We start from the raw sequence: 24887 nt of genomic DNA on the forward strand, positions 1-24887 counted from the left end.
TTTATGGTTTTATAATGTAACCTAGTCCTTTCATCGTATGAATGAGTTTGGTTTTGAAAGGTTTGTCTATTTTTTTTCGTAAATATGTAATATACACATCTACAACATTAGTGTTCATATCAAAATTAATATCCCAAACGTTATCTAAAATTTGATCACGAGAAACAATCATACCAGCATTTTTGCCTAAATAGTACAATAATTTAAACTCTTTTGCGGTCAAAATTATAGATTCTCCGTCTCTTTTAACTGTTTTTGCACGTCCGTTTATCTCTAAATCTCCTACCGAAATAACATCAATTTTATCTGTTTCTTGATGTGCTCTACGATGTAAAGCGTTGACTCTTGCGTCAAGTTCTCCAAATTTAAATGGCTTAACCAAATAATCGTCCGCTCCCGCATTAAGACCGGTTACAATATTTTCTGATGTTCCTAAAGCTGTTAAAAGCAAAACAGGCACAAAGTTTTTACTTGCGCGAAGTCTTCTGCATATTTCAATTCCATTAATATCAGGCAGCATTACATCTAGAATTACAACATCAAAATTATAGTTGTGAATCATTTCTAGTGCAGTTTTACCATCAAGCGCCACACTTACTTCGTTGTTATTTTCTGCAAATCCTTTGCGTAAAATCGATAAAAGATTTGGTTCGTCTTCGACTATAAGTAGTTTCATATTAATTTGTATCAACAACAAAAATAGGGATTGCCATTAAAAATACTATTCATAACTGTTATAAATTATGATTTTATTATGAACAATTACTAAGATTTTAATGCAAAAAAAAAGCAACTCCTAATAAGTTGCTTTTTTATATACTAAAATTGGGTTGTTTAATACTAGTTTTTGAAATTAAAGCTCAATACAGCTCCTAAACCAAACTGGAAAGTAGAAACATAATCATCAACTGCAACTGGTCCATACCAATATGTCCAATAATAACTCTCACCAACCGCTGCTGACATAGATTGTAAATAGGCATTAATATTTACAGATACTGATGAAGCGGTTTTAATCTTTACTCCTCCTTTTATATCCCATGCAAAATAAGTACCGCTTCCGCCCTGAGGTGTTTCAATGATACCAACTCCCGCTCCAGCGCCTAAATAAGGCAAAAGATTTAACCCTGTATCAAAATAATGAGTAAAATCGGCAAGAATAAAATTGAAAGCTCCTTTATCATTTCCAGCATTGATTTGATTTCCAGCTGGACCATAAAATGGTATTTTAGTATCAGCTCTTAAATACTTTAACTCCACTGAATTGTTTGTTGAAAAGAAATACTCAAATCCCGCTCCGTATTGAAAACCATCTTCAACTGTTGCTGAATAACCATCGTAGTCGATGCTGTCAGAAAAATTGTAACCACCATACAAATTAAGAGAAAATGACCTCGCATCTTGCGCATTCATTCCTATTGCAAATAGGAAAAAAACTAAAAATAAACTGTACTTTTTCATAAATTTTGTTTTTGAAAGTTAATAGGGAAATCAAATTTAAGTTTTTTCTTCTAAATTTTAATCTTTTTTTAACAAAAAAAATCACACTCGATAATACTTAAGCAATTAGAAAACATATATTTACATTATTTAAAACGTTTCACCTGCATTCAAATAGAATCCTTTAGAACTATTTCCCCATGCATAATCCACAATTAAATTTGTTCGTGTTTTTTTATCAATTAGAATTCTTAATCCAATACCAGCTGCAGGCTGAATTGCGTGAAAGAGAGATGTATTTGCATCATTATTACTAGCCGTTACAAAATTGGTAAAAACGGTACCACTTATCATTTGATTGCAAGTAATGGGAAATCGAAGTTCTGTAGAGAGATAAATCAATCCATCTCCTCTAAATAAACCTTGAGTATAACCTTCTCCACTCCTGCTGCGCTGATCCCAGCCTATTGCAGGCAAATTTAAATATGGTACTTTGCCTCGTGTAACAAATTGTCCGTAAGCCCAAATTCCTAGAATATAACGGTCGTTTTTACGTGATAAAGGAATAAACTGTCTGAATTCTGTATACAAAACATTACTGTATTGCTGATTATCAAATAAAACAGGATTAAAACGATAATTAACATTGGCAAACCAGCCACGGTTCGAATTCACTTGATTATCTCGTGAATCGTAAACCATATTAAAACTTACTCCTGTTAGAAAATATTCTAAATTATTAAATCCGTGCTGTTGGCTGTAATTGTAATGGTAAGTCAAATTTCCGTTAGCCACATCCAACTCTTTGTCGTTTATATTAGTATACCAATCTATATTTACACCTCCGCCCACATAAAAATTCTTCCTTACTTCAAAAGAAGCCGTTTGATGAAATTTAAAATAATTATAATCCATCGATTGTGCAATTGAATCAATGCTAAAACTTGGGTCTCGATCACGTCTAGGCGGAATAATATCTGTGCCTAGACCGTAATTGGGCTGTGAGAAAATGTAAAGACGATAATCACCGCTTAAAAAAATTCTGTTATTCTTTAGCAGAATATTATTCTTTACATTGATCATCCACTGCTTTTTCAAAGTGTAAATAATGCCAAGATTTGCTACAGAATATTTATCTGCTTCTTGTTTGCCTTTGAACGTGTATTGCGCAACACCGCCAAAAAAAAATCCGGTCGCTGGTTGTGAGCCAATTGCCGGAATTACAAGAAAAAAATTGCTTTTGGTAGGTTTAACAATATATATGGAATCTTTCTTTTTAAAGACTTCAAAAATAGTTTTAGGTGCACATATTTCTGAATTGTTTGTCTCAGATTCCGATTGAGCATTTAAATATAAAGGAGTAAAAAGAAGCAGGACTGCTAGTTTCAAGATGTGTTTAAAATAAGTATTTTCTAAGAATTTCACACTTTAAAAGTTTTAATTTCTACTAAAATCATATTCAAACCTTCTGTAAATATAGCTTATTTTCAATACATTACTAAAATTTTATACGTTTAATTGTATAAAAAAACCGTCAATTTGTATTGACGGTTCTTACTAACGAATTATATAGAATCAATTATTTTGTAATAAACTTTGGATGAATTAAATTTTCTAATGAATAAATTTCATCCCATTTTTCTTGTGTGATCAGCTTTCTTTCTAAAACCGCAATTTGATGTACACTTTTGTTCGTTTTCAAAGCTTCACCAGCGATACTTGCACTTTCTTCGTAACCAATAATTGGATTTAATTGAGTTACAATTCCAATGCTGTTCATTACCATATTATAACAATGATCAACATTTGCAGTAATTCCATTAATACATTTATCAATTAAAGTCTGAATAGCATTTGACAGATAATCAAGCGATGTAAACATTGCAAAAGCAATTACAGGCTCCATAACATTCAATTGCAATTGTCCAGCTTCTGCTGCCATTGTAACCGTTAAATCCTGACCAATTACATAAAAACAGGTTTGGTTTACCACTTCTGGAATTACCGGATTTACTTTTCCTGGCATTATAGACGAACCTGGCTGACGTGCAGGCAGATTAATTTCGTTTAAACCTGTTCTCGGCCCTGAGCTTAATAATCTTAAATCGTTGCAAATTTTAGAAATCTTAACTGCAGAACGTTTTAAAGTTCCCATAATTTGTACGTATGCTCCTGTATCAACTGTTGCTTCGATTAAATCTGGAGACAGCGTTAATGCAATTCCAACTTCTTCAGCTAGATATTTCACGCAAATTTCAGGATAACCTTCAGGTGCATTTACTTTCGTTCCAATTGCAGTTGCTCCCATATTGATTTCTAATAATAATTCCTGAGCATTTCTTAAACGCTGAATATCTTCACCAATTGTAGTTGCATATGCTTTAAATTCCTGTCCTAAAGTCATTGGCACGGCGTCTTGCAGCTGCGTTCTTCCCATTTTTAGAACTTCTTTAAACTCCTCACCTTTCTTTGCAAAAGCGATTTCTAATCCAGAAAGCGTTTTAATGAAACTTTCCATTTTTAGATACAATGCAATTCTAAATGCCGATGGATAAGCATCGTTTGTAGACTGTGAACAATTTACATGGTTATTTGGATGCAAAAAGTTGTATTCGCCCTTTTTATGTCCCAAATATTCAAGTCCAATGTTTGCAATAACTTCATTTGCATTCATATTTACAGATGTTCCTGCACCGCCTTGAATTAAATCACTCACAAACTCATCATTAAATTTACCAGCAATTACCTGATCACTTCCATAACAAATCGCCTCGGCAGTTTTAGGATCTAATGCACCGCAGTCTTTGTTTGCCAAAGCAGCGGCCTTTTTTACATATCCTAAAGCTTTGATGAACAAAGGCTCTTTAGAAATAGGAATTCCAGTAATATTAAAATTCTCTACCGCTCTAAAAGTCTGGATTCCGTAGTATAAATGATTAGGTATTTCTAGCTCTCCCAGAAAATCATGTTCCTTTCTTGTTGATTCCATATAATAAAATTGCTATGTTTTTAACTTAAAAATAAATGTAAAGCTACATCAAATTATGCATTAAAAATGTGAATGAAATCAAAATGATTTGCGATTTGCATAGAATATTTTATTCTAAATTATTACCTTTTCACTCTCAAACAATTATCAAAACAGAGTTGAAAAAAGAAAGCGAATATTTTCTTGATAAAGAGTTTAATACCATTATTTACGCCAAAGACGATCTGAATTTTAAAGATTTTGAATGCTGCGTTTTTAATAATTGTAACTTTTCTGCCTGTACTTTTCTTGCTGTTACTTTTATTGACTGCGTTTTTAACGATTGCATTTTTAATGAAGCCAAAATTAATTATGTCGCTTTTAGAACTGCATCTTTTAATCGATGTGAGATCAAAGAAGTAAACTTTGCCATGTGCGACAAACTAATTTTTGAAGTCAGCTTTACGGATTGTATTTTGGATTTTTCAAAATTCTATACTTTAAAAATAAAGGGAACTCCATTTATTAATTGCAGTTTAATTGCAGTCGATTTTATGGCTGCTGATTTAACCAATGTTATTTTTGACAATTGCGATTTATACCGTTCTGAGTTTGATAGAGCCATCGCTAATAAAGCCGATTTTAAAACGAGTTACAATTATACAATTGATCCATCTAAAACCAAACTTAAAAAAGCCGTTTTTGCTTTAAAAGAATTAAAAGGCTTATTGTTTAAACATGATGTAATTGTGAGTTAGCCACTAATATCATTTTGTTTTTTTGGAAGTATTGATTTTGGAAGAAAGAATAAAATCAACAGCACACTTGTCAAGCAGAATAAATGAATAAGCGTACCATAGAAAAAAGCATTATAAAAATGTTGAAAATCTGTGGTTCCTTTTGTTAAATGGTAGAATACACTTCCCGTAATAGCAATTCCTAAAGCCCCAAACAACTGTTGCAATGTAGAATAAACACCAGAAGCGTTTCCGATAAAATTTTGTGGTAAATTTTTCAGAGCAATATTGGCAAATGAGGGCAATACCAGAGCAACACCAGCGCCATGTAAAAACATTATTATATATCCTCTAAAATCAATTGCTTGGTAATAAAAAAGAACTAGTTGCAGAATAAGCACAAACATAAGTAACAGTACACCAAATATCAATATTTGTTTTCCATAACGCAGCACTAATTTGGCAGAAAAAAAAGAGGCAAGAATAAAACCGCTCCCTTGAAATACAATAAAATATCCCGCATGTATTGGAGATAGTCGAATTCCTTCCTGAAGAAAAATCGCAAGTACAAAAAAATAGGCATCCAGCATTAACATAAAAAGTGCTGACGCTGAAATTGCCATATTAAAGTTTCTGTGGCTGAAAAGTTGCATATCTAATAATGGTTCTTTTCCTTTAGATTTTCTTCTTATCTGTCTGAATATAAAAGTAAAAACAAATAAAATAGACAAAAGTAAACCGATCTTAACAGAACCGTTTTGTTCTACTCCAGTACTTAAAGAAAAAACTAATATAGCAAGTCCTCCACATAATATAACAGCACTCAAATAGTCTATTTGCATAGAAGAACTATCTCTAGATTGCGTAAGAAAGCGAGTCGCCAGCAATAGACCTGCTACACAAATAGGAATATTTATGAGAAATATATAGCGCCAAGAATGGTCGATTAAAAAGGGTTTAAGTTCTACCAAAAAACCACCTAAAAACTGCCCCAGCATAGTGCCGATACCTATTGCAATTCCGTACCAGCCCATCGCATGAGTACGTTCCTTATGATCAGTAAAAAGTACTTGTATGTAAGATAAAACTTGTGGTGACATTAAAGCAGCGCTTATTCCTTGAAAAAATCTTAATAAAATTAGATCGTCAATTGTTGCCGCAAAACCACATCCCGCAGAACAAATCATAAATAGAAACATTCCTAAAATAAAAATTTTCTTTCTCCCGTAATAGTCCCCTATTTTACCGCCAATTATTAAAAAAGAAGCAAACCCAACCATATACATTGAAACCACCAGCTGCATTTTTCCATTATTGGAGCCAAGTCCTCGTTGAATTGAAGGAATAGCGATGTTTACAATAAATATGTCTAATATAGTTAGTAAATGCCCGAGCAACAGTATGAGCAATGAAATGTGTTTTGTATTTTTCATTATATATAGAGTGATCTATCTATTTTAGATTAAAAAAATTAGAAAAGTTGTTTAATAGTATTTTTTAAAGTTTTGAGATCATTAGTATTTCCGTTTATACTTGCTGATACTACTGCTCCTTCTATTGTTAAAAAGATGATATTCTGCAAGTTGTTTTTTTCTAATGAAAGTTTTTTTACTGTACTTATTTCATCAATCAAGGTATTGATATAATCTTTTTGACGCTTTTTATGTGCAGCAATAAATAGCTCAACTCTTTTGTCTTCTCTACCAATTTCGGCATTTATTTTAATAAAATGACATCCAGAGCAATTAGAATTCTCTTGAAGTTTAATACGGTAATCTACTAATTTAAGCAATTTTTGTATAGGATCTTTCTCTTCTTTCAAACAAGTGTCAAGATCAGTAAAATATTCTATTTCTTGCTGTTCAAGGTAATGATACAACAAATCGCTTTTAGATTGATAATGCTTGTAAAGAGAGCCAATAGCAATACCTGCTTCAGAGATAATCTGATTAATTCCTGTGCTGTTATAGCCTTGATGATAAAACAGACGAGAAGCTGTTTCAAGTATTCTTTCTTTTACGCTGGCTTTCTGTTCCATTCTTTTTTTGGTCAAAGATACAATAAAATAGATAGATCTATCTATACGTTTTACTCGGAAATAAAATTTATTCAAGTTTGAATTTAGTTAACTAAGAAACTATAATGGTTTTCTCATCACAAAATCTTCCATTAAATAACCATTTCCAATTTCGATATCCACTTCTTCTTTTATGTCGAAACCAACTTTTTTATAGAAATTTAATGCTGTGTTGAAACGGTTTACATTTAATAAAAGCGCAGTCGAATTATTCTCTAAAGCTAATTCTTCAATTAAATCGAAAACTATTTTTCCATAACCTTTTCCTTGAGTTTCAGGTAAAAGATATACTTTATGAATTTTAGTTACAGCTTCATTTTTGTAATTATGCTCAATTCCAATGAATCCTATTGTTGATTCTGAATCTAAAATTAAATAAAATAACTGCTCTTTATTCTCAATTTGTTTACTTAAAGCTTCATCTGAATAAAAAAGCCCTAACATGTAGTCTAACTGAGTTTTAGATAAAATACTTCCATATGTAATTGGCCAAGTGATGTTTGTGATTTCTTGAATTATTTTAACATCCTTTACCCCTGCTTCTGAAATTGTAATCATATTTATATTCTGAAATTTCTTTTAATTTGTAAAAACTTGATTTTCTTGTTCACTCACTCTTATAAATGTTGTTCGCTTAGAAAGTTCTTTTAATCTTGGAGCGCCAACATAAGTACAAGTACTTCGTAATCCTCCTAAAATATCCAAAACAGTCTGAATTACATTTCCTTTAAAAGGAACCTGAACTGTTTTTCCTTCGCTTGCTCTATATTCTGCAACTCCTCCAACATGTTTGTCCATTGCAGTTGCTGAACTCATTCCGTAAAATTGTTTAAATTTTTCACCGTTTATTTCGATTAGTTCTCCTCCGCTTTCAGTATGTCCAGCTAACATTCCGCCTAACATTACAAAATCTGAACCTGCTCCAAAAGCTTTTGCAACATCGCCCGGAGTTGTACAGCCTCCGTCACTTATAATATGTCCTCCTAAACCGTGTGCTGCATCAGCACATTCGATAATTGCAGAAAGCTGTGGATAACCAACGCCTGTTTTCACTCTTGTTGTACAAACAGAACCAGGTCCAATACCAACTTTTACAATATCGGCGCCTGCCAAAAGCAATTCTTCTACCATCTCGCCTGTAACAACATTTCCGGCAATAATAACTTTATCTGGATATTGTTTTCGTGTTTGCTTTAAAAACTGAACAAAATGTTCAGAATATCCATTGGCAACATCTATACAAATAAATTTTAAGAGCGGGTTTGCTGTAACTATTGTTCCAATTTTTTCAAAATCTTCTTTTCCTGTTCCTGTGCTTATGGCAATATAGTTGTAGAAATCTGGTGTAACATTCTTTAGAAAATCATTCCATTGTTCCAAGGTATAATGTTTATGAATTGCGGTAAAAAGTTTTTCTTTTGCCAAGACCTTAGCCATTTCAAAAGTGCCGACTGTATCCATATTTGCTGCCATAATCGGAATTCCAGTCCAATCTGCCGTACTGTGTAAAAACTTGAAATTTCGTTCGAGAGAGACTTCTGATCTGCTTTTTAGTGTAGATCTTTTGGGGCGAATCATTACATCTTTAAATCCTAATTTCAGATCAGTTTCTATTCTCATAGTTCAAGATTTTGGTTACTCTCAAATATAATGAATTTTAGATTGAAGGCTTTAGATTTTAGATTATAAAATCCTAAAATTTTGAACGCTGATTAACCTGATTCGCTATCGCGAAAACGCAGATAGAAACTGATTTTTTCTTTCTATACTTTTAATAGGCTTCGACTTCACTCAGCCTGACAAACGTAAAAGCTAAAAAAAAGCACTGCAACTGAATATTAAAATCTGAACACTGAATACTTAAAAAAATCTACCCGTGAATAGTTTCACCTTTTCCGTAATTGGTAATGATTGATTCTTCAAATTCTAACCATTCTCTCCATCGTTTTTCAACATCTATTCCAACTCCATATTTTCTAGCATAAGTAATAAAGGTTGTGTAATGACCTGCCTCGCTTTCCATTAATTCTCTGTAAAAAACAGCTAGTTCTTCATCTTTAATATTTTCAGAAAGCACTTTGAAACGTTCACAGCTTCTAGCTTCGATCATTGCCGAAAATAATAATCGCTCTACTAAACCTGAAACACGGCTTCCGTCGCCGCTTTTCTTCATATATAAATAAAGTTCATTTACATAATCGTCTTTGCGTTCGCGTCCAAGTTTTAATCCTCTTTTAATGATTATGTTATGAACTTGCTCAAAATGATCGATTTCTTCTTTGGCTAAAGCCAATAAATCCTGAACTAAATCTTGATGCTCAGAGTTGTTGGTAATAATTGTTATGGCATTTGTTGCAGCTTTTTGCTCGCACCATGCATGATCTGTTAAAATTTCTTCTATATTTTTCTCAACAATATTTACCCATCTTGGGTCAGTTGGCAATTGTAATCTAAGTACGCCCATTTTTTTAAAGTCTTAAAGTTTGAAAGTCGAAAGTCATAAGGTCAGTGGAGAACCTTAAAAGAAAAATCGAAGATCGAAAACTAAAGTTAGAAATTTACATTCCAATTTTAGACTTTCAACCTTCGACTTTATAACTTTTGACTAATTTTTAATATGCGAAAATTGGTCTTTCGCTCATCATTTCGTTTACTTGTTCAGCAACTTCTTCGATAACATCTTCATTTGTGTGATCTGTAAGTACTTTATCGATTAAAGCAACGATAGTTTCCATGTCTTTTTCAACTAAACCACGAGTTGTGATTGCAGCTGTACCAACACGAATTCCAGAAGTAACAAATGGTGATTTGTCATCAAATGGAACCATATTTTTATTTACTGTGATTTCTGCTTTTACTAATGCATTTTCAGCTTCTTTACCAGAAATATTTTTATTTCTTAAGTCAATAAGCATCATATGGTTATCAGTTCCTCCAGAGATAATATTGTAACCTCTTTTTACGAAAGCATCTGCCATTGCGTTTGCATTTTTTTGCAATTGCATTGCGTATGTAAAGAATTCATCTTTAAGAGCTTCACCAAAAGCAACCGCTTTTGCTGCAATAATATGCATTAAAGGTCCTCCTTGATTTCCAGGGAAAACAGCTAAATCTAACAATGAAGACATCATTCTGATTTCTCCTTTTGGAGTTTTTAAACCTTGTGGGTTTTCAAAATCTTTCCCCATCAAGATCAAACCTCCACGAGGTCCGCGTAATGTTTTGTGAGTTGTTGTTGAAACAATATGACAATGAGGGATTGGATCATTCATTAAACCTTTTGCAATTAAACCTGCAGGGTGAGAAATATCAGCAAACAAAATTGCTCCTACGCTGTCTGCGATTTGTCTGAAACGAGCAAAATCCATATCACGAGAATAAGCCGAAGCTCCTGCGATGATTAATTTTGGCTGCTCTTTTGTAGCAATTTCTTGAATTTTGTCATAATCTAAACGACCAGTTTCAGCATCTACACCGTAGAAAACTGGACGGTACAAACGACCAGAAAAGTTAACTGGTGAACCATGAGTTAAGTGACCACCATGAGATAAATCAAATCCTAAGATTGTATCACCAGGATTTAAACAAGCATGATATACAGATGTATTTGCTTGTGAACCTGAGTGAGGCTGTACGTTTGCATATTCAGCACCAAACAATTCTTTTGCTCTGTCAATAGCAATTTGCTCAATAACGTCAACTACTTCGCAACCGCCGTAGTATCTTTTGCCAGGATACCCCTCGGCATATTTATTAGTTAAAACAGACCCTGCTGCTTGCATTACTTCATCACTTACAAAATTTTCTGAAGCGATAAGTTCTAATCCGTGAATTTGTCTATCTTTTTCCTCTAGGATAAGATTAAAAATTTGTTCGTCGCGTTGCATTTTTTCGTTTTTCGTTAATTTCCTGCAAAAATACAAAAAAACGTTTGTGATACTGTTAGATTATGATATATTTGACAAGTAATTTTTCAACAAATAATTAACATTCAACATGCCAATAACCGCCAACGATACCAAAAGAAAATCATGGTTAGAAGTACCAGAAAATAGCGACTTCCCTATTCAAAACATTCCTTTCGGTGTATTTCTTACTAAAGAAAATATCGTGACTGTAGGAACTCGAATTGGCGATTACGCTATAGATTTAGGGGCTTTACAACAATTGAACTATTTCGCAGGAATTGATTTGACTGACGATATGTTTATACAAGATACGCTTAATGATTTTATTTCTGACGGAAAAAAAACATGGCGTTTAGTTCGAAATCGCATCGCAGAGATTTTCGACGAAACCAATCCACAACTTAGAGATTCAACAAAAGACAGAGATATTGTTATTTTTAACATCGATGATGTAGAAATGCAGCTTCCTGTTTTAATTGGTGATTATACTGACTTTTACTCGAGTAGAGAGCACGCAACAAACGTAGGTAAAATGTTCCGTGATCCAGAAAATGCGCTTCTTCCAAACTGGCTGCATATTCCGGTAGGTTATCACGGCAGAAGCTCAACAATTGTTCCTTCAGGAATTCCTGTTCACAGACCAATGGGACAAACTTTGCCTGCAGGCGAAAAATATCCTGTTTTTGGACCATCTCGTTTAGTTGATTTTGAATTGGAAACTGCTTTTATTACAACTGATGTTAATGTAATGGGCGAAAACATTTCAACATACGAAGCCGAAGATTATATTTTTGGTATGGTTTTACTAAATGACTGGAGTGCGCGTGATATTCAAAAATGGGAATATGTGCCACTTGGGCCATTTTTAGCTAAAAACTTTGCGACTTCAATTTCTCCATGGATTGTGACTATGGATGCGTTAGAGCCTTTTAGAACAAAGGGACCTAAGCAAGATCCTACTCCGCTTCCTTATTTACAAACAAAAGGAAAAAAGGCATTTGATATTCATTTAGAAGTTTCGATAAAACCCGAAGAGCAAGAAGAAACTGTAGTTTCTAAATCTAATTTTAAATATTTATACTGGTCAATGAGTCAGCAATTAGCGCATCATACTTCAAACGGATGCCGTGTAAATTCTGGTGATATGATGGGTTCAGGAACTATTTCGGGACCAACTCCTGATAGTTTTGGTTCTATGCTTGAATTGACTTGGGGTGGAAAAAATCCGCTTAAGCTAAATGACGGCAGTGAACGTAAATTTATTGAAGATAACGATACAGTGATTATTCGCGGTTTCTGTGAAAATAATGAAGTACGAATTGGATTTGGAGAAGTTTCAAGCCAATTATTACCTCCATTCATCAGACAATGAAGAGCAGATCAATCTGAAGAGATATAGAAATAGAAAAACCTTGGTAAGAGCCAAGGTTTTTTTATGCTTTATATTTGATCTTGAAAAAACGGAAAGAAAAAGTAATTTATTCTAAGATCACCTTTATCCAAACCAAACGATGATCTGAACTTGACTCCCGTTTTTCGACTAATTCTGACATTGGTTCGCCTTTTGCAGGCCAGAATACACCGCTATCGACAACCTTAAAACCAAGTCTGGATGGTAATACATAGTCAGCTCGCATTCTCCAAAAGGCTGTATGATTAACTCCAAAAGGGTTTTCCGGACTAAATTCAGCACCACCTTTACTAGCAGGCGTAAAGTCGTTATTAATTTTCGGACTCTCTATTAATGACTTTATACCTTCTCTAATAGCATCCCTCTCAACTGGTGAAGCGTTTTGGTCACCCAATATCACAAATCGAGAATCTGGAGGCAAACCACCTTTTCCTCCTTTATCATCATAAATATACGAAGCTGAATTGTCTGAAATATAATCTCTCCAGAATCGGATTTCATCATGATTTCTTTTTCCATTTCGATCTTCATCACCATCAAAAGTAGGAGGAGTTGGATGACTGACTAAAACATGAACTGTTCTATTACCAATCTCTACAGGAACATCCCAATGGGATTTTGAAGATAATGGAAATTCCTTCCATGCATTCTTACTGTACCAATCCGATCCATCCGCTTTTTTGGTAAGTAATGCTCCCGGCATATCTTTCCATTTAAAATGTTGAAAAGTACGAACCGCCTTAACATCAATAGGATATTTAGATAAAAGCATCATCCCATATTGCCCAGGATACATACCAAATGCCCACGCGTCATTTCCAAAATTAGTCAACTTTCCATCATTGTTCAAATCATAAGGACTTGGCTGGCCAGTATTCACCGTCGAATAATAGTAGTAAGGATAATCAATAGCCGTTGCTCCGCCTTGACTCACATTCAAATAGTTTTTTATAAATGTCTTTACTCCAAGCTCAGGATCTTTAATATAGTCAAATTCGTTTAGCAAAATAACGTCTGGCCTAACGGTTTGAATAATCTGGGCAATATTTTTGATTTGAGTATTATGCCCTGAGTTAAGCTGATAAATCAATATTTGCTCCGATTTTCCCATTGCACCTTTGGGAGAATAATTATCAGATTCCATACTCACATTGTAGGTCGCAAATGTAAGTTCAGTTTTTTCCTGTGATTCTGACTGTGAAAATAAAACTCCGGAAGAAAGCACGGAAAGGATAAAAAATATTTTCTTCATATAAAATTAAATCTGCATTTTTGCATTGTTGAACATACGAATATAAGAAGGACGCTGAGACACACGGCAAATCTATCTGTTAAATATACAACAAAAAAAAGCTGCCACTTTTGGTGACAGCTCAAATAGTACAAGAAAGTCTCTGTGTATCTGATAATTTTATCACAGCTTAAAAAAACAAAATGATTATTTTATAATCTGTGGCTACTATTTTTATGCAGGAATCTGCTGACTTAAACAATGTAAAGTTCCGAAGCCCCAGATGAAATCAATACAACTAATTCCGATTACTTCTCTGTCAGGGAAACATTCTGCTAAAATGTTTAAAGCTACACGATCGTTGCTGTCGTTAAATGTTGGTACTAAAACGCAATTATTTAAGATTAAGAAATTAGCATAACTCGCAGGTAATCTTAAATCTTCGAAATCTACACGTTTTGGCATTGGTAATGCTACAATAACTGGAGATTTTCCGTTTTCTAATTTAGCATTTTGCAAACGTTTCAAATTGTCCTGTAAAGGTTTGTAATTTGAATCATTTTTATCAGTTTCAACAATGGTTACAATTGTATCTTCATTTACAAATCGGCATAAATCATCGATATGACCGTGAGTATCATCGCCTTCGATTCCATCACCAAGCCAAATTACATTCGTAACGCCTAGATATTCTTTAAAAACAGCTTCGTAATCTTCTTTTGCAAAACCTTGATTTCGCACCTGAATTGTTGGATGCATCAAACATTCTTCAGAAGTTAACAAAGTCCCTTTTCCATTAACATCAATTGCGCCACCTTCTACAACTACTGGTTTACCTTTGTACATAACCTGAGTTAAAGGCACATCAATAAAATCAGCTATTTTACTTGGAACGAATTTATCTAATTGATAGTTTTTATATTTAGCCCAACCATTGAAGTTAAAATTTAATGCTTCACGTTTTGAACCATTTTTTACAATAATTGGTCCAGAATCACGCATCCAGCTTCTATTTGTTTTATGAATGATAAAAGAAACATTTTTAATGTTTACACGAGCTCTTTGAAGCATATCGGCAACTTTTTCTTTTAATTTCTCGTCGGCAACAACCAAAAAAACAGTTTCAAATGTGGCTACTTTTTTTATAAATTCTACAAAAGCCCATTGAACAGCTTCATATTTTCCTGGCCAGTCATTACCGTTATGCGGAAAACATAATACAATTCCTTGTTGTTTTTCCCATTCTGCTGGAAATCTTCTATTATTTGTTGACATAAAAAGGTTCTATTTTGAAAGAGTACAAAGATAAACATTCGTTAGGATTTTAAAACATTTGAATAGAAATGATCTGAGATTTAATAATTATTGCCTTCTAAAAATTAAGTTAAAGATTAAATAATGAAGGCTTAATATACTGCCGAGATCCGCTAATTACATTTGGCAAAACTAAAAAACTAACAAATGAAAAAATTAAGTATCACATTATTAGCAGCATTAGCTCTTATGACAAGCTGTAATAACGATGAAAACTCAAAAAATGAAGAAAACGAAGTTGTTGTAAATGAAAACCCAGCAACTTTTAAAGAAATTGGCTCAATTACAATTGGCGGAGAGGCTGCTGCTGAAATTTCTGCTTATTGCGAAAAAACAAAAAAGCTTTTTACAGTAAATAACAGCGGAACAAACCAAATTGATGTAATTGATTTATCAGATCCAACTAAACCGGCAAAAATTGGAAAAATTGATTTAAGCCCTTATGAAGGTGCATCAAACAGCGTTTCTGTTTATAATGGAAAACTTGCTGTTGCTTTAGAATCAACAACAAATAAACAAGGAAACGGAAAAGTTGTAATTTTTAATACAAGTGATTACAGCTTAATAAAACAAGTGACTGTTGGTGCTTTGCCTGATATGATTACATTTTCGCCAGATGGAAAGTTTATTATGACTGCAAATGAAGGAGAGCCAAATACAGATTATTCATTGGATCCTAATGGAACAATCTCTATTATCGATACTAATACTTATGTGGTTACAACTCTTGATTTCAGCTCATTCAGCAGTCAAGCTGCGGCATTAGCTAAAGATGGATTTAGAATTTCTAAGTTTGCTAAGAGTTTTGCTCAGGACATTGAACCAGAATATATTACTATTTCTGATGATTCTAAAACGGCATGGGTAACTCTTCAAGAAAATAATGGTGTTGCAAAATTAGATTTAACTTCAAAAACAATTACAGCTATCTATCCGTTGGGTTTAAAGGATTTTAACACGGCTGAAAATGCGATTGATGTAAGCGATAAAGATGATAAAATTGCTTTTAATCCGTGGAAAGTTAAAGGAATGTATATGCCGGATGCTATTAGTCATTTTTCAGCAAATAGTGTTCCTTATTTTGTTACAGCGAATGAAGGAGATGCTAGAGAATATACAGCTTATTCAGATATTAAGAGAATGAAAGACATGAAGCTGGATGCGGCTGTTTTCCCAGATGCTGCAACTTTAAAATTAGAAACAAATTTAGGAAGACTTAATCTTGTTGCTGATATGGGCGATACTGATGGAGACGGCGATTTAGACCAAATGGTTAGTTTTGGCGCTCGCTCTTTCTCTATCTGGAATGGAAATACTGGAAAAATTGTTTACGACAGCAAAAATGATGTTGACAAAAAAACAAATGAATTTGGAACTTATGATGATAAACGAAGCGATGACAAAGGATCTGAGCCAGAAGCTGTAGTTGTAGCTAAAATGGGGAATCAGAACATTTTGTTTGTTGGACTTGAAAGATCTGATGCTTTCATGACTTATGATGTAACAAATCCTGCTTCACCGCAATATTTGCAAACGGTAAAAACTGGAGATGCTCCAGAAGGACTTTTATTTATACCAGCTTCAAAAAGCCCTAATAAAAGAAGTTTAGTTGTAGTAAGCAGTGAAGGTGATGGAACCATAAAGATCTATCAGCCAGATCTTAAGTAGTTAATTTTAACAAAATTAGTAAGAGGGTAAAATATTAATTTTACCCTCTTTTTTTATCAAAAATTGAGCTTTTATTAACTAATTTACATAATTAAATGCCAAAATATGGGAATTATGTAAGACCTAATAGAACACAATCTAAAACATGAAGCATAATTTTGTCAGGAGTTTAATAATAAAAACAACTAAATTTTTGATATCATGAAAAAGAAATTAGCTTCCTTATCACTTTTATTCTTAGCATTTGCTGCAAGTGCTCAAAATATGGCTACGACCTCTGCACAGGCGACAGTTGATCAACCTGCTTATAACAAATGGTCTATCGAACTTAATGGCGGTGTTAACAAACCAACACGAACAATGACTCCTGGTTATTCTACATCAACTTTAAATCCGTTTCATGCTGATTTAGGCGTTAGATATATGTTTAGTCCAAAATTTGGTGTTAAACTGGATGTTGGATACGATCAGTTTACAGAACGTGACAATACGCCAAATTTTGAAAGCAGATACGTTAGAACAAGTTTACAAGGTGTTGTAAATATTGGACGAGCTTTAAATTTTGAAACATGGACTAATACTATTGGAATCTTAGCTCATGGTGGATTTGGTGTTTCGCAAATAAGTACTGAAACTGGTTTTGGCGGTCAGGATTATATGGCGCACGGAATTGTTGGTTTAACGGGACAAATTAAAGTAAGTAACAGAGTGGCTTTGACTGGTGATCTTACGGGAATTGTAAACGGAAGACAAAACTGGAACTTTGACGGAATGGGTAATACTACCACTGGTTCTTTTGATGGTGTTTTACTAAATGCCTCTGTAGGTTTGACATTTTACCTAGGTAAAAATGAAAAACATGCTGACTGGGTTAGCGAAGAAGACAGATACGGAAAATTAGAAAAAAGAGTTGATCTAATCGAAAGTGGTCTTCTAGACACAGACAAAGATGGTGTTGCTGATTTATACGATTTAGAACCAAATTCTATTGCAGGTGTTGCTGTTAATACAAAAGGACAATCAATTGATACAAATCAAAATGGAGTACCTGATGAAATGGAAAGTTACTTAGACAAAACATACGAAAAGAAAGGAAACGGAACTGCAACTAATAATACTGTTGAAGAATTAATTAACGGTGGTTATGTAAATGTTTACTTTGACTTCAATTCGTTTAAACCTACAAACGCTTCATTGTCTGGTGTTGATTTCTTAGTGAAATATCTAAAAAATAATCCAGGAAAATCTGCTGATATTATTGGTTATGCTGATGAAATTGGAAACACTAGTTACAATCAATCATTGTCTCAAAAAAGAGCTGAAGCTGTCAAAAAAGTAGTTGTAAATGCCGGAATTGATGCTTCAAGACTAAATGTAATTGGTAACGGAGAAGACACTTCTGTAAACAAAAAATCAAAAGAAGCACGTCAAATCGTGAGAAGAGTTACTTTCCAAGTGAAGTAATTTACATATAAAGCTAAAAACAAGAAAAGGAGCTGTTTCATTTTTGAAACAGCTCCTTTTTGTTATTTAGAAGAACTCCTTACAAAGTTTTTCAGAGCCAGTTTTTGATAATTGAATGTACATTTGATAAAGCTCCGGAGGAGCAAAATATTTATAGAATTTCAATACGACCAATAAAAAAGCTCCAGCGTAGCGACATGTACTAGATTGAAAAAAAACATGTTGCTCCGCTGGAGCTTTATATTGTAAATATTTATTCTTTGCTATAAATATTTAGCTACCCTGAAACTTACAAAAAAAGGGCAAAATAATATTTTTTGCCCTTTTTATATTTATGATAAATCTAATTATCTATCTATTGCTCTTTTTGTAATATCACCAAAGGCATCAATTCTTCTATCTCTAAAGAATGGCCAGTTCTGACGAACATTTTCTTGTAAATCTAAATCAACTTCGGCAATTAGAATTTCTTCTTGATCGTGAGAAGCTTGTGCTAGAATTTCACCTTGAGGGCCTGCAATGAATGATGCTCCCCAGAACTGAATTCCTTCTGTTCCTTCAATGTACTTTTCAAGACCAATTCTATTTGCTGCTGCAACAAAAACGCCATTTGCAACTGCATGACCTTTCATTACATTCATCCAAGCACCATATTGGTTTTCACCATATTGTTCTTTTTCTTTTGGATGCCATCCAATTGCTGTAGGATAAAATAAAACTTCTGCTCCTTTTAAAGCTGTAATACGCGCTGCTTCTGGATACCATTGATCCCAACAGATTAAAGTTCCTATTGTTCCTTTTTTAGTTTCGATTGCTTGAAAACCTAAATCACCTGGTGTAAAGTAGAATTTCTCATAAAAATGCGGATCGTCTGGAATATGCATTTTACGGTATAAACCTGCCTCTGTTCCATCAGTATCGATAATATAAGCACTATTGTGGTAAATACCAGCCATTCTTTTTTCGAAGAAAGGAACAATAATTACTACTCCTAATTCTTTTGCCAATTCGCTGAAAGCAATAAACGAAGTACTGTAAAGTGGTTCTGCTAATGCAAAATTATCTACATCTTCGCTTTGGCAGAAATAATGACTGCTATATAATTCTGGAAGCAAGATAACCTCTGCTCCTTTTCCGGCAGCATCTTTTACCCAGCTGATGCATTTTTTAAGATTATTTTCGGCTACGTCATTCAAATTTAATTGAATAACCGCTATTTTATACTTTCTTTTCGGCATGACATAAAATTTAGAGTGCAAAAATAGTAAATTTTAAAGGAATGACAAACCAAGCGTATCGAGCGTTTCTAGAAAACTGCAATCAATAATTTCTGCAATAAGAAACTTTGCAAAACTTATTTAAAAAGAAAACCATTTTACATTAACTTAAAAAAATAAATCTCTGCAAAATGGCCTCTCAACCTATTTTTCTTATAAGAAACTATTCAATAACCACTTTCTGAGTCAGGAATTCAGTTTCAGATTTTTTGAATTTAATTTCAAAAGTTCCTTTTGCTGTAGATTTAAATTTGTAAACCGTTTTCTTTGGTTCTGGAACTTGCAGCGTGCAAACTCCTGTTGGGTATCTTACATCTATTTGTAAACCTTTTACTTCACCAATAGTTGTCTCAGAAATTTTTACAAATTCGCCGCACGCATTATCTACAAGATAAGTTACATCATAGCTCAATTCTTCATTAACTTTTCCTGTTTCTGGTCCTTTAATTTCTGTTGCAAATGCCGCTTTTATGTTTTCAGGTGCTGTTGCTTTGTCATCATCGTTGCTGCATGAAACAAATGCAGTTGTTAAAAATAATACTACTAATGCTGATGTTAATCTAATACTTTTCATATAAAATAATAATTAATTGTTAATTACTATGAAGATGTATCAAAATTAAGATGGTTGCTTTTATAAAATGTTAAAAAAAACACCAGACAAATAACATACTGTTAATCAGATATTTATTTTGAATAAAAATTTCAAAAAATAATTTTATTTTCTATTAAAAATCAAAATATCTCGATTAGCCCCGGTAGAAACGGCATCCTTTTTCTTGCTTCTTTAGCAAGAAAAAGATAAAGTGGATAACGGGACAAGTGGTCTCCAAAAAACTCTTAGAACTGCTCCAAAAAAAAACATCAGCCTTTCGACTGATGTTTTATATGGTAACTTTATTCTTACTTTTATTTCTTCTTTTTAAACAACATTTTAAAAAGATTTACGGCGCCAAGAACGACAAGTCCTAAAGCTAGTCCAATTACAAATTCTTTTATAATTGATGGAATATTAATTGTTTCTGATAAATGATGAAAATATGGAATATAGTGCACAAAGATACCGCCGGCAACTAATAGTAAGGCTATTGTACCAATTACAGTTAAACTCTTTATAACTAACGGAAGTCCTTTTACTAAAAGATTTCCAATGAATTTTGATATACTTTTTTCTCCTTTGCTAAATTTGATCAGCTTATATCCAGCTTCATCCATTCTGACAATAAGAGCTACAATACCATAAACTCCAATTGTTGCTACCAAAGCAATGATTGACGTTACAGCTATCTGTTGTGAAATTGGTTTTCCTATAACAGTTCCAAGCGCAATAATTACGATTTCGACAGATAGAATAAAATCAGTTACAATTGCAGATTTGATTTTTCCTTTTTCGGCTTCTAAAATTTGCTCTTCTGTAAAAGTTTCTTCTGTAATTCCTTCAGATTCTTCATGACTGTGTGGAAAAATAAACTCGTAAATCTTTTCGGCACCTTCATAAGCTAAAAAAAGTCCGCCTAAAACAAGAATTACAATGATTGCAATAGGAAAAAATGCACTTAACAAAAATGCAATTGGCAAAATGATAATTTTGTTAAGCAATGAACCTTTACTGATTGCCCATAATACAGGAAGTTCTCTTGAGGAAGCAAATCCTGATGCTTTTTCTGCATTTACAGCTAAATCATCGCCTAAAATCCCTGCTGTTTTCTTTGCTGCAACTTTACTCATTACGGCTACATCATCCATAATTGCTGCAATATCGTCTAGTAATACGAAAAAACCTGATGCCATTATATTTGTTTTTGTTTAAATTTAGTTGTGCGAATCTAAGACTTTTTATGCTAATCTTAATGCTGTAAAATCACAATTAATTCCTAACTGCACTGTCCTAAAAGCACCCAAATAATTATAAAAATAAAAACTGTGCTAAAACAACCACATCCTAATTTCTTGGCACCATAACCTGCAATTAATCCTCTAACTATATTATTCATACCTTTTATTTTTAAACTACTGTAAATTTGAGAATTAAAGATGAGAGTGGCTTATATTACTTTAAAAAAAAGTTTCATTATTTTATGGACATAAAAAAAACACCAGCATTTCTGCTGGTGTTTTTCTAGTGAGTGTAAAGACGCACAGACGTGCGTCTTTAAATTATTTTCTAGTACTAAATTATTTTACTTCGTGGGTTTGGTTTCTAAATACCAATTTTCCATCGAAAGCATCAATTAAAATAATACTGTCCGTTGTAATATTGTTTGCCAAAATTTCTTTTGACAACTGATTCAGCACTTCTCTCTGAACGATACGTTTTACAGGTCTTGCTCCAAACTGAGGATCATATCCTTTTTCAGATAAGTAAGCAACAGCCTCTGGCGTAGCATCCATTGTAATACCTTGCAAGGCAAGCATTTTTGTAACACTCTTAAGCTGCAGACTTACAATTTTCGAAATATTATCAACCGTTAATGGCGTAAATAATACGATTTCATCAATACGGTTTATAAATTCCGGACGGACGGTTTGTTTCAATAAGCCTAAAACTTCAACTTTTGCAGCTTCGGTCGTATCTTCAATGCTTCCTTTTAGATTTTCAAACTTTTCTTGTATAATTTGACTTCCCATATTAGAAGTCATAATAATAATTGTGTTTTTAAAATCGGCTAGACGACCTTTATTATCCGTTAATCTACCTTCATCTAAAACTTGCAATAAAATATTGAAAGTATCTGGATGTGCTTTTTCTATCTCGTCTAATAAAACTACAGAATATGGTTTTCTACGAACCGCTTCTGTTAACTGACCACCTTCATCATAACCTACATATCCTGGAGGTGCACCAACCAAACGGCTCACGCTGTGACGTTCTTGGTATTCGCTCATATCGATACGAGTCATGGCATTTTCATCGTCAAAAAGATATTCTGCCAATGCTTTTGCAAGTTCTGTTTTACCAACACCGGTAGTTCCTAAAAATAAGAATGTACCAACAGGTTTTTTCAAATCTTGCAAACCAGCACGACTTCTTCGAACAGCATCACTTACTGCTTCAATTGCCTCTTCTTGTCCTACAACACGTTTGTGCAGCTCATCTTCAAGATGTAAAAGTTTCTCTCTTTCGGTCTGAAGCATTTTCATTACAGGAATCCCTGTCCATTTTGCTACAACTTCCGCGATATCTTCTCTGGTTACTTCCTCTTTAATTAAAGAAGTTCCTGATTGAAATTCTTGCAGTTGTTTCTGCAGTCCTTCAAGACGTTCTTGAGCTTCTTTTATTTTTCCGTAACGTATTTCAGCGACTTTTCCATAATCACCATCACGTTCTGCACGTTCAGCTTCATATTTAAAATCTTCAATTTCTAATTTTACAGCCTGAATCCCATCAACAATATCCTTTTCAGATTTCCATCTTGCATAGATCTCGTTACGTTCTTCTTTCAGATTTGCCAAATCCATGCGAAGGATTTTCAGTTTACTTTCTTCTTTCTCGCGTTTTATCGCTTCAATTTCGATTTCAAGCTGCATAATTTTACGATCCAAAACATCTAATTCCTCAGGTTTTGAATTGATTTCCATACGCAGTTTTGAAGCCGCTTCGTCCATTAAGTCAATAGCTTTATCTGGTAAGAAACGGTTTGTAATATAACGCTGTGAAAGTTCAACAGCTGCAATAATAGCTTCGTCTTTAATTTGAACTTTATGATGCGTTTCGTACTTTTCTTTAATACCACGTAAAATTGAAACTGCACTTTCGGTATCTGGCTCATCAATTAATACCTTTTGGAAACGTCTTTCTAAAGCTTTGTCTTTTTCAAAATACTTTTGATATTCATCTAATGTAGTTGCTCCAATGGCTCTTAATTCACCACGAGCCAAGGCTGGTTTCAGGATATTAGCCGCATCCATTGCGCCTTCTCCTCCACCCGCACCTACAAGTGTATGAATCTCATCAATAAACAAAACGATATCACCTTCGGCAGATGTAACCTCTTTTACTACCGATTTTAAACGCTCTTCAAACTCTCCTTTAAACTTAGCTCCTGCAATCAAAGCTCCCATATCTAATGAGAAAACGATTTTATCTTTTAAATTTTCAGGAACGTCTCCGTCAACAATTCTGTGTGCTAAACCTTCTGCAATTGCAGTTTTACCAACTCCAGGTTCACCAATTAGCATTGGATTATTTTTAGTTCTACGAGTTAGAATCTGCAATACGCGTCGAATTTCTTCATCACGTCCAATAACAGGATCTAATTTTCCTGTACGAGCTAATTCATTTAAGTTTTTTGCGTATTTATTTAATGAATTATAAGTTTCTTCGGCAGATGCAGATGTTACTCTTTCGCCTTTTCGAAGTTCTTCGATAGCCGCTTTTAAGCCTTTTCCTGTAACACCTTGATCTTTTAATATTTGTGAAACTTTGCTTTTTGAGTCGAAAATAGCTAAAATTAAATGCTCGATCGAAACATATTCGTCGTTCATTTTTTGTGCTATAATTTCGGCTTCATTCAAAGCTTTGTTTGCGTCTCTAGAAAGCAGAATATCGCCTCCTGAAACTTTTGGGAAACTCTGAATTGTGCTGTCTAATATCTGTAAAAACAACGGCACATTTACATTGAGTTTTTTCAGAATAAACGGTGCAACATTTTCATCTACTTCAAAAATAGCTTTAAAAATGTGTTCGTTTTCTATTTGCTGCTGACCATTTCGTTGTGCCAACTGTTGTGACAGCTGAATGGCTTCCTGCGATTTAATTGTAAATTTGTTTATGTTCATATTTTTTCGATTTGATTGATTTATTTGTCTGATTTTCAATAGGATTAAAGTTACAATTTATTAAGCTACATTTTTAACTCAAATAATTTAACTTTGCATTTTAATAAACAAATTATATTCCACAGTAATAAAACAGACAAAACGGCATTAAAAACAGCATAAACAGCTATTTTTAATGTCAAAAAGTCATAAAATAAGCCAAATATGAGTTTTTTAAATTCAATCTTCGGAAGTTCAGAGAACTCAGAAGCCTCAAAAAGTAAAGTAAACTGGACAGAATTAACAGATATGCGTCAATTAACAGAAATCGAAACAATCTCGAATGAAAAACCAGTTGTAATATTTAAACACAGCACAAGATGCAGTATCAGCCGAATGGCACTAAAACAATTTGAAAGAGATTATGATCTTGAAGAAGTTGTTGATGCTTATTTTCTAGATTTGATTGCACATCGTGATATTTCAAATGAAATCGCAAGCCGATTTGGAGTTTATCATGAATCACCGCAATTGATTTTAATCAAAAACGGAAAAGCTATTTATGATGTCTCCCATAGTGATATTGATGCTGAAGCTTTAAAAAGCAAAGTATAAAATAGTAAGATGATATAAG

Annotated in this window: 21 protein-coding genes; 5 read left to right on the top strand and 16 right to left on the bottom strand. The window is 33.4% G+C overall.

Annotated elements, in window-relative coordinates:
* Window position 1: 1 nt before the first annotated feature.
* The 4 genes from ACHRV0_RS13720 to aspA all read right to left on the bottom strand — a co-directional run bounded on the left by ACHRV0_RS13720 (window position 2) and on the right by aspA (window position 4429).
* Entirely contained in the window at window positions 2–676 is a 675-nt protein-coding gene (locus ACHRV0_RS13720; RefSeq protein WP_395441219.1) for a response regulator transcription factor, read from the bottom strand.
* A gap of 164 nt (window positions 677–840) precedes the next feature.
* The gene (locus ACHRV0_RS13725) at window positions 841–1461 is read right to left on the bottom strand and encodes an outer membrane beta-barrel protein (protein WP_395441220.1); all 621 of its coding nucleotides are present in this window, start codon (window positions 1459–1461) and stop codon (window positions 841–843) included.
* Window positions 1462–1590: 129 nt separating this feature from the next.
* The gene (locus ACHRV0_RS13730; protein WP_395441221.1) at window positions 1591–2865 is read right to left on the bottom strand and encodes a BamA/TamA family outer membrane protein; all 1275 of its coding nucleotides are present in this window, start codon (window positions 2863–2865) and stop codon (window positions 1591–1593) included.
* 154 nt (window positions 2866–3019) lie between these two features.
* Window positions 3020–4429, bottom strand: coding sequence for an aspartate ammonia-lyase (aspA, locus tag ACHRV0_RS13735; protein WP_395441222.1), 1410 nt, complete (start codon window positions 4427–4429; stop codon window positions 3020–3022).
* 158 nt (window positions 4430–4587) lie between these two features.
* Here aspA and ACHRV0_RS13740 point away from each other — a divergent pair, with 158 nt between their 5' ends.
* Window positions 4588–5166, top strand: coding sequence for a pentapeptide repeat-containing protein (locus ACHRV0_RS13740; protein WP_395441277.1), 579 nt, complete (start codon window positions 4588–4590; stop codon window positions 5164–5166).
* Here the strand turns inward: ACHRV0_RS13740 and ACHRV0_RS13745 are convergent.
* From ACHRV0_RS13745 to glyA, 6 genes are all read right to left on the bottom strand, one after another.
* Window positions 5163–6578 carry an MFS transporter gene (locus ACHRV0_RS13745; protein ID WP_395441223.1) on the bottom strand — a complete coding sequence of 472 codons (1416 nt, stop codon included), beginning with the start codon at window positions 6576–6578 and terminating at the stop codon, window positions 5163–5165. The two genes, ACHRV0_RS13740 and ACHRV0_RS13745, sit on opposite strands and share 4 nt — an antisense overlap.
* Window positions 6579–6616: 38 nt before the next feature.
* Entirely contained in the window at window positions 6617–7183 is a 567-nt protein-coding gene (locus ACHRV0_RS13750) for a TetR/AcrR family transcriptional regulator (protein ID WP_395441224.1), read from the bottom strand.
* A gap of 99 nt (window positions 7184–7282) precedes the next feature.
* On the bottom strand, window positions 7283–7780 hold the full coding sequence (locus ACHRV0_RS13755) for a GNAT family N-acetyltransferase (RefSeq protein WP_395441225.1): 498 nt from the start codon (window positions 7778–7780) through the stop codon (window positions 7283–7285).
* Window positions 7781–7801: 21 nt separating this feature from the next.
* Window positions 7802–8842 (bottom strand): GMP reductase, encoded by a 1041-nt coding sequence (locus ACHRV0_RS13760; protein ID WP_395441226.1) that lies wholly within the window; start codon window positions 8840–8842, stop codon window positions 7802–7804.
* A 250-nt stretch (window positions 8843–9092) separates the two neighbouring features.
* Window positions 9093–9686 carry a tRNA-(ms[2]io[6]A)-hydroxylase gene (locus ACHRV0_RS13765; RefSeq protein ID WP_089055797.1) on the bottom strand — a complete coding sequence of 198 codons (594 nt, stop codon included), beginning with the start codon at window positions 9684–9686 and terminating at the stop codon, window positions 9093–9095.
* A 148-nt stretch (window positions 9687–9834) separates the two neighbouring features.
* Window positions 9835–11109, bottom strand: a complete 1275-nt coding sequence (gene glyA / locus ACHRV0_RS13770; protein ID WP_089057729.1) for a serine hydroxymethyltransferase — start codon at window positions 11107–11109, stop codon at window positions 9835–9837.
* Between the two features lie 109 nt (window positions 11110–11218).
* Between glyA and fahA the strand changes: the two genes are divergently transcribed.
* Entirely contained in the window at window positions 11219–12502 is a 1284-nt protein-coding gene (fahA, locus tag ACHRV0_RS13775; protein WP_129023827.1) for a fumarylacetoacetase, read from the top strand.
* A 106-nt stretch (window positions 12503–12608) separates the two neighbouring features.
* Here the strand turns inward: fahA and ACHRV0_RS13780 are convergent, their stop codons facing one another.
* Together ACHRV0_RS13780 and ACHRV0_RS13785 are read right to left on the bottom strand one after the other, a co-directional pair.
* A complete protein-coding gene (locus ACHRV0_RS13780) occupies window positions 12609–13793 on the bottom strand; it encodes an endonuclease/exonuclease/phosphatase family protein (RefSeq protein WP_395441227.1) in 1185 nt (394 codons plus the stop codon).
* 213 nt (window positions 13794–14006) lie between these two features.
* On the bottom strand, window positions 14007–15047 hold the full coding sequence (locus ACHRV0_RS13785) for an agmatine/peptidylarginine deiminase (protein ID WP_395441228.1): 1041 nt from the start codon (window positions 15045–15047) through the stop codon (window positions 14007–14009).
* Between the two features lie 186 nt (window positions 15048–15233).
* On the opposite strand from ACHRV0_RS13785, the gene ACHRV0_RS13790 reads away from it, so the two are divergent.
* Both ACHRV0_RS13790 and ACHRV0_RS13795 read left to right on the top strand, forming a co-directional pair.
* Entirely contained in the window at window positions 15234–16754 is a 1521-nt protein-coding gene (locus tag ACHRV0_RS13790) for a choice-of-anchor I family protein (RefSeq protein ID WP_395441229.1), read from the top strand.
* A gap of 201 nt (window positions 16755–16955) precedes the next feature.
* On the top strand, window positions 16956–18218 hold the full coding sequence (locus ACHRV0_RS13795; protein ID WP_395441230.1) for an OmpA family protein: 1263 nt from the start codon (window positions 16956–16958) through the stop codon (window positions 18216–18218).
* Between the two features lie 347 nt (window positions 18219–18565).
* Here ACHRV0_RS13795 and ACHRV0_RS13800 read toward each other — a convergent pair whose 3' ends face one another.
* The 4 genes from ACHRV0_RS13800 to clpB all read right to left on the bottom strand — a co-directional run bounded on the left by ACHRV0_RS13800 (window position 18566) and on the right by clpB (window position 24274).
* Window positions 18566–19456 (bottom strand): carbon-nitrogen hydrolase, encoded by an 891-nt coding sequence (locus tag ACHRV0_RS13800; protein WP_395441231.1) that lies wholly within the window; start codon window positions 19454–19456, stop codon window positions 18566–18568.
* Between the two features lie 202 nt (window positions 19457–19658).
* Window positions 19659–20069: a hypothetical protein gene (locus tag ACHRV0_RS13805; protein ID WP_129023832.1), complete on the bottom strand. Its 411-nt coding sequence runs from the start codon at window positions 20067–20069 to the stop codon at window positions 19659–19661.
* Between the two features lie 335 nt (window positions 20070–20404).
* Window positions 20405–21286 (bottom strand): DUF808 domain-containing protein, encoded by an 882-nt coding sequence (locus ACHRV0_RS13810; protein WP_395441232.1) that lies wholly within the window; start codon window positions 21284–21286, stop codon window positions 20405–20407.
* Between the two features lie 384 nt (window positions 21287–21670).
* Window positions 21671–24274 (bottom strand): ATP-dependent chaperone ClpB, encoded by a 2604-nt coding sequence (gene clpB / locus ACHRV0_RS13815; RefSeq protein ID WP_129023834.1) that lies wholly within the window; start codon window positions 24272–24274, stop codon window positions 21671–21673.
* A gap of 204 nt (window positions 24275–24478) precedes the next feature.
* Here clpB and ytxJ point away from each other — a divergent pair, with 204 nt between their 5' ends.
* Window positions 24479–24868, top strand: coding sequence for a bacillithiol system redox-active protein YtxJ (gene ytxJ, locus ACHRV0_RS13820; protein WP_395441233.1), 390 nt, complete (start codon window positions 24479–24481; stop codon window positions 24866–24868).
* The last annotated feature ends 19 nt before the right edge of the window (window positions 24869–24887 follow it).

Source organism: Flavobacterium sp. FlaQc-30, from assembly GCF_044005885.1.
In the GTDB taxonomy this organism is placed as follows: domain Bacteria; phylum Bacteroidota; class Bacteroidia; order Flavobacteriales; family Flavobacteriaceae; genus Flavobacterium.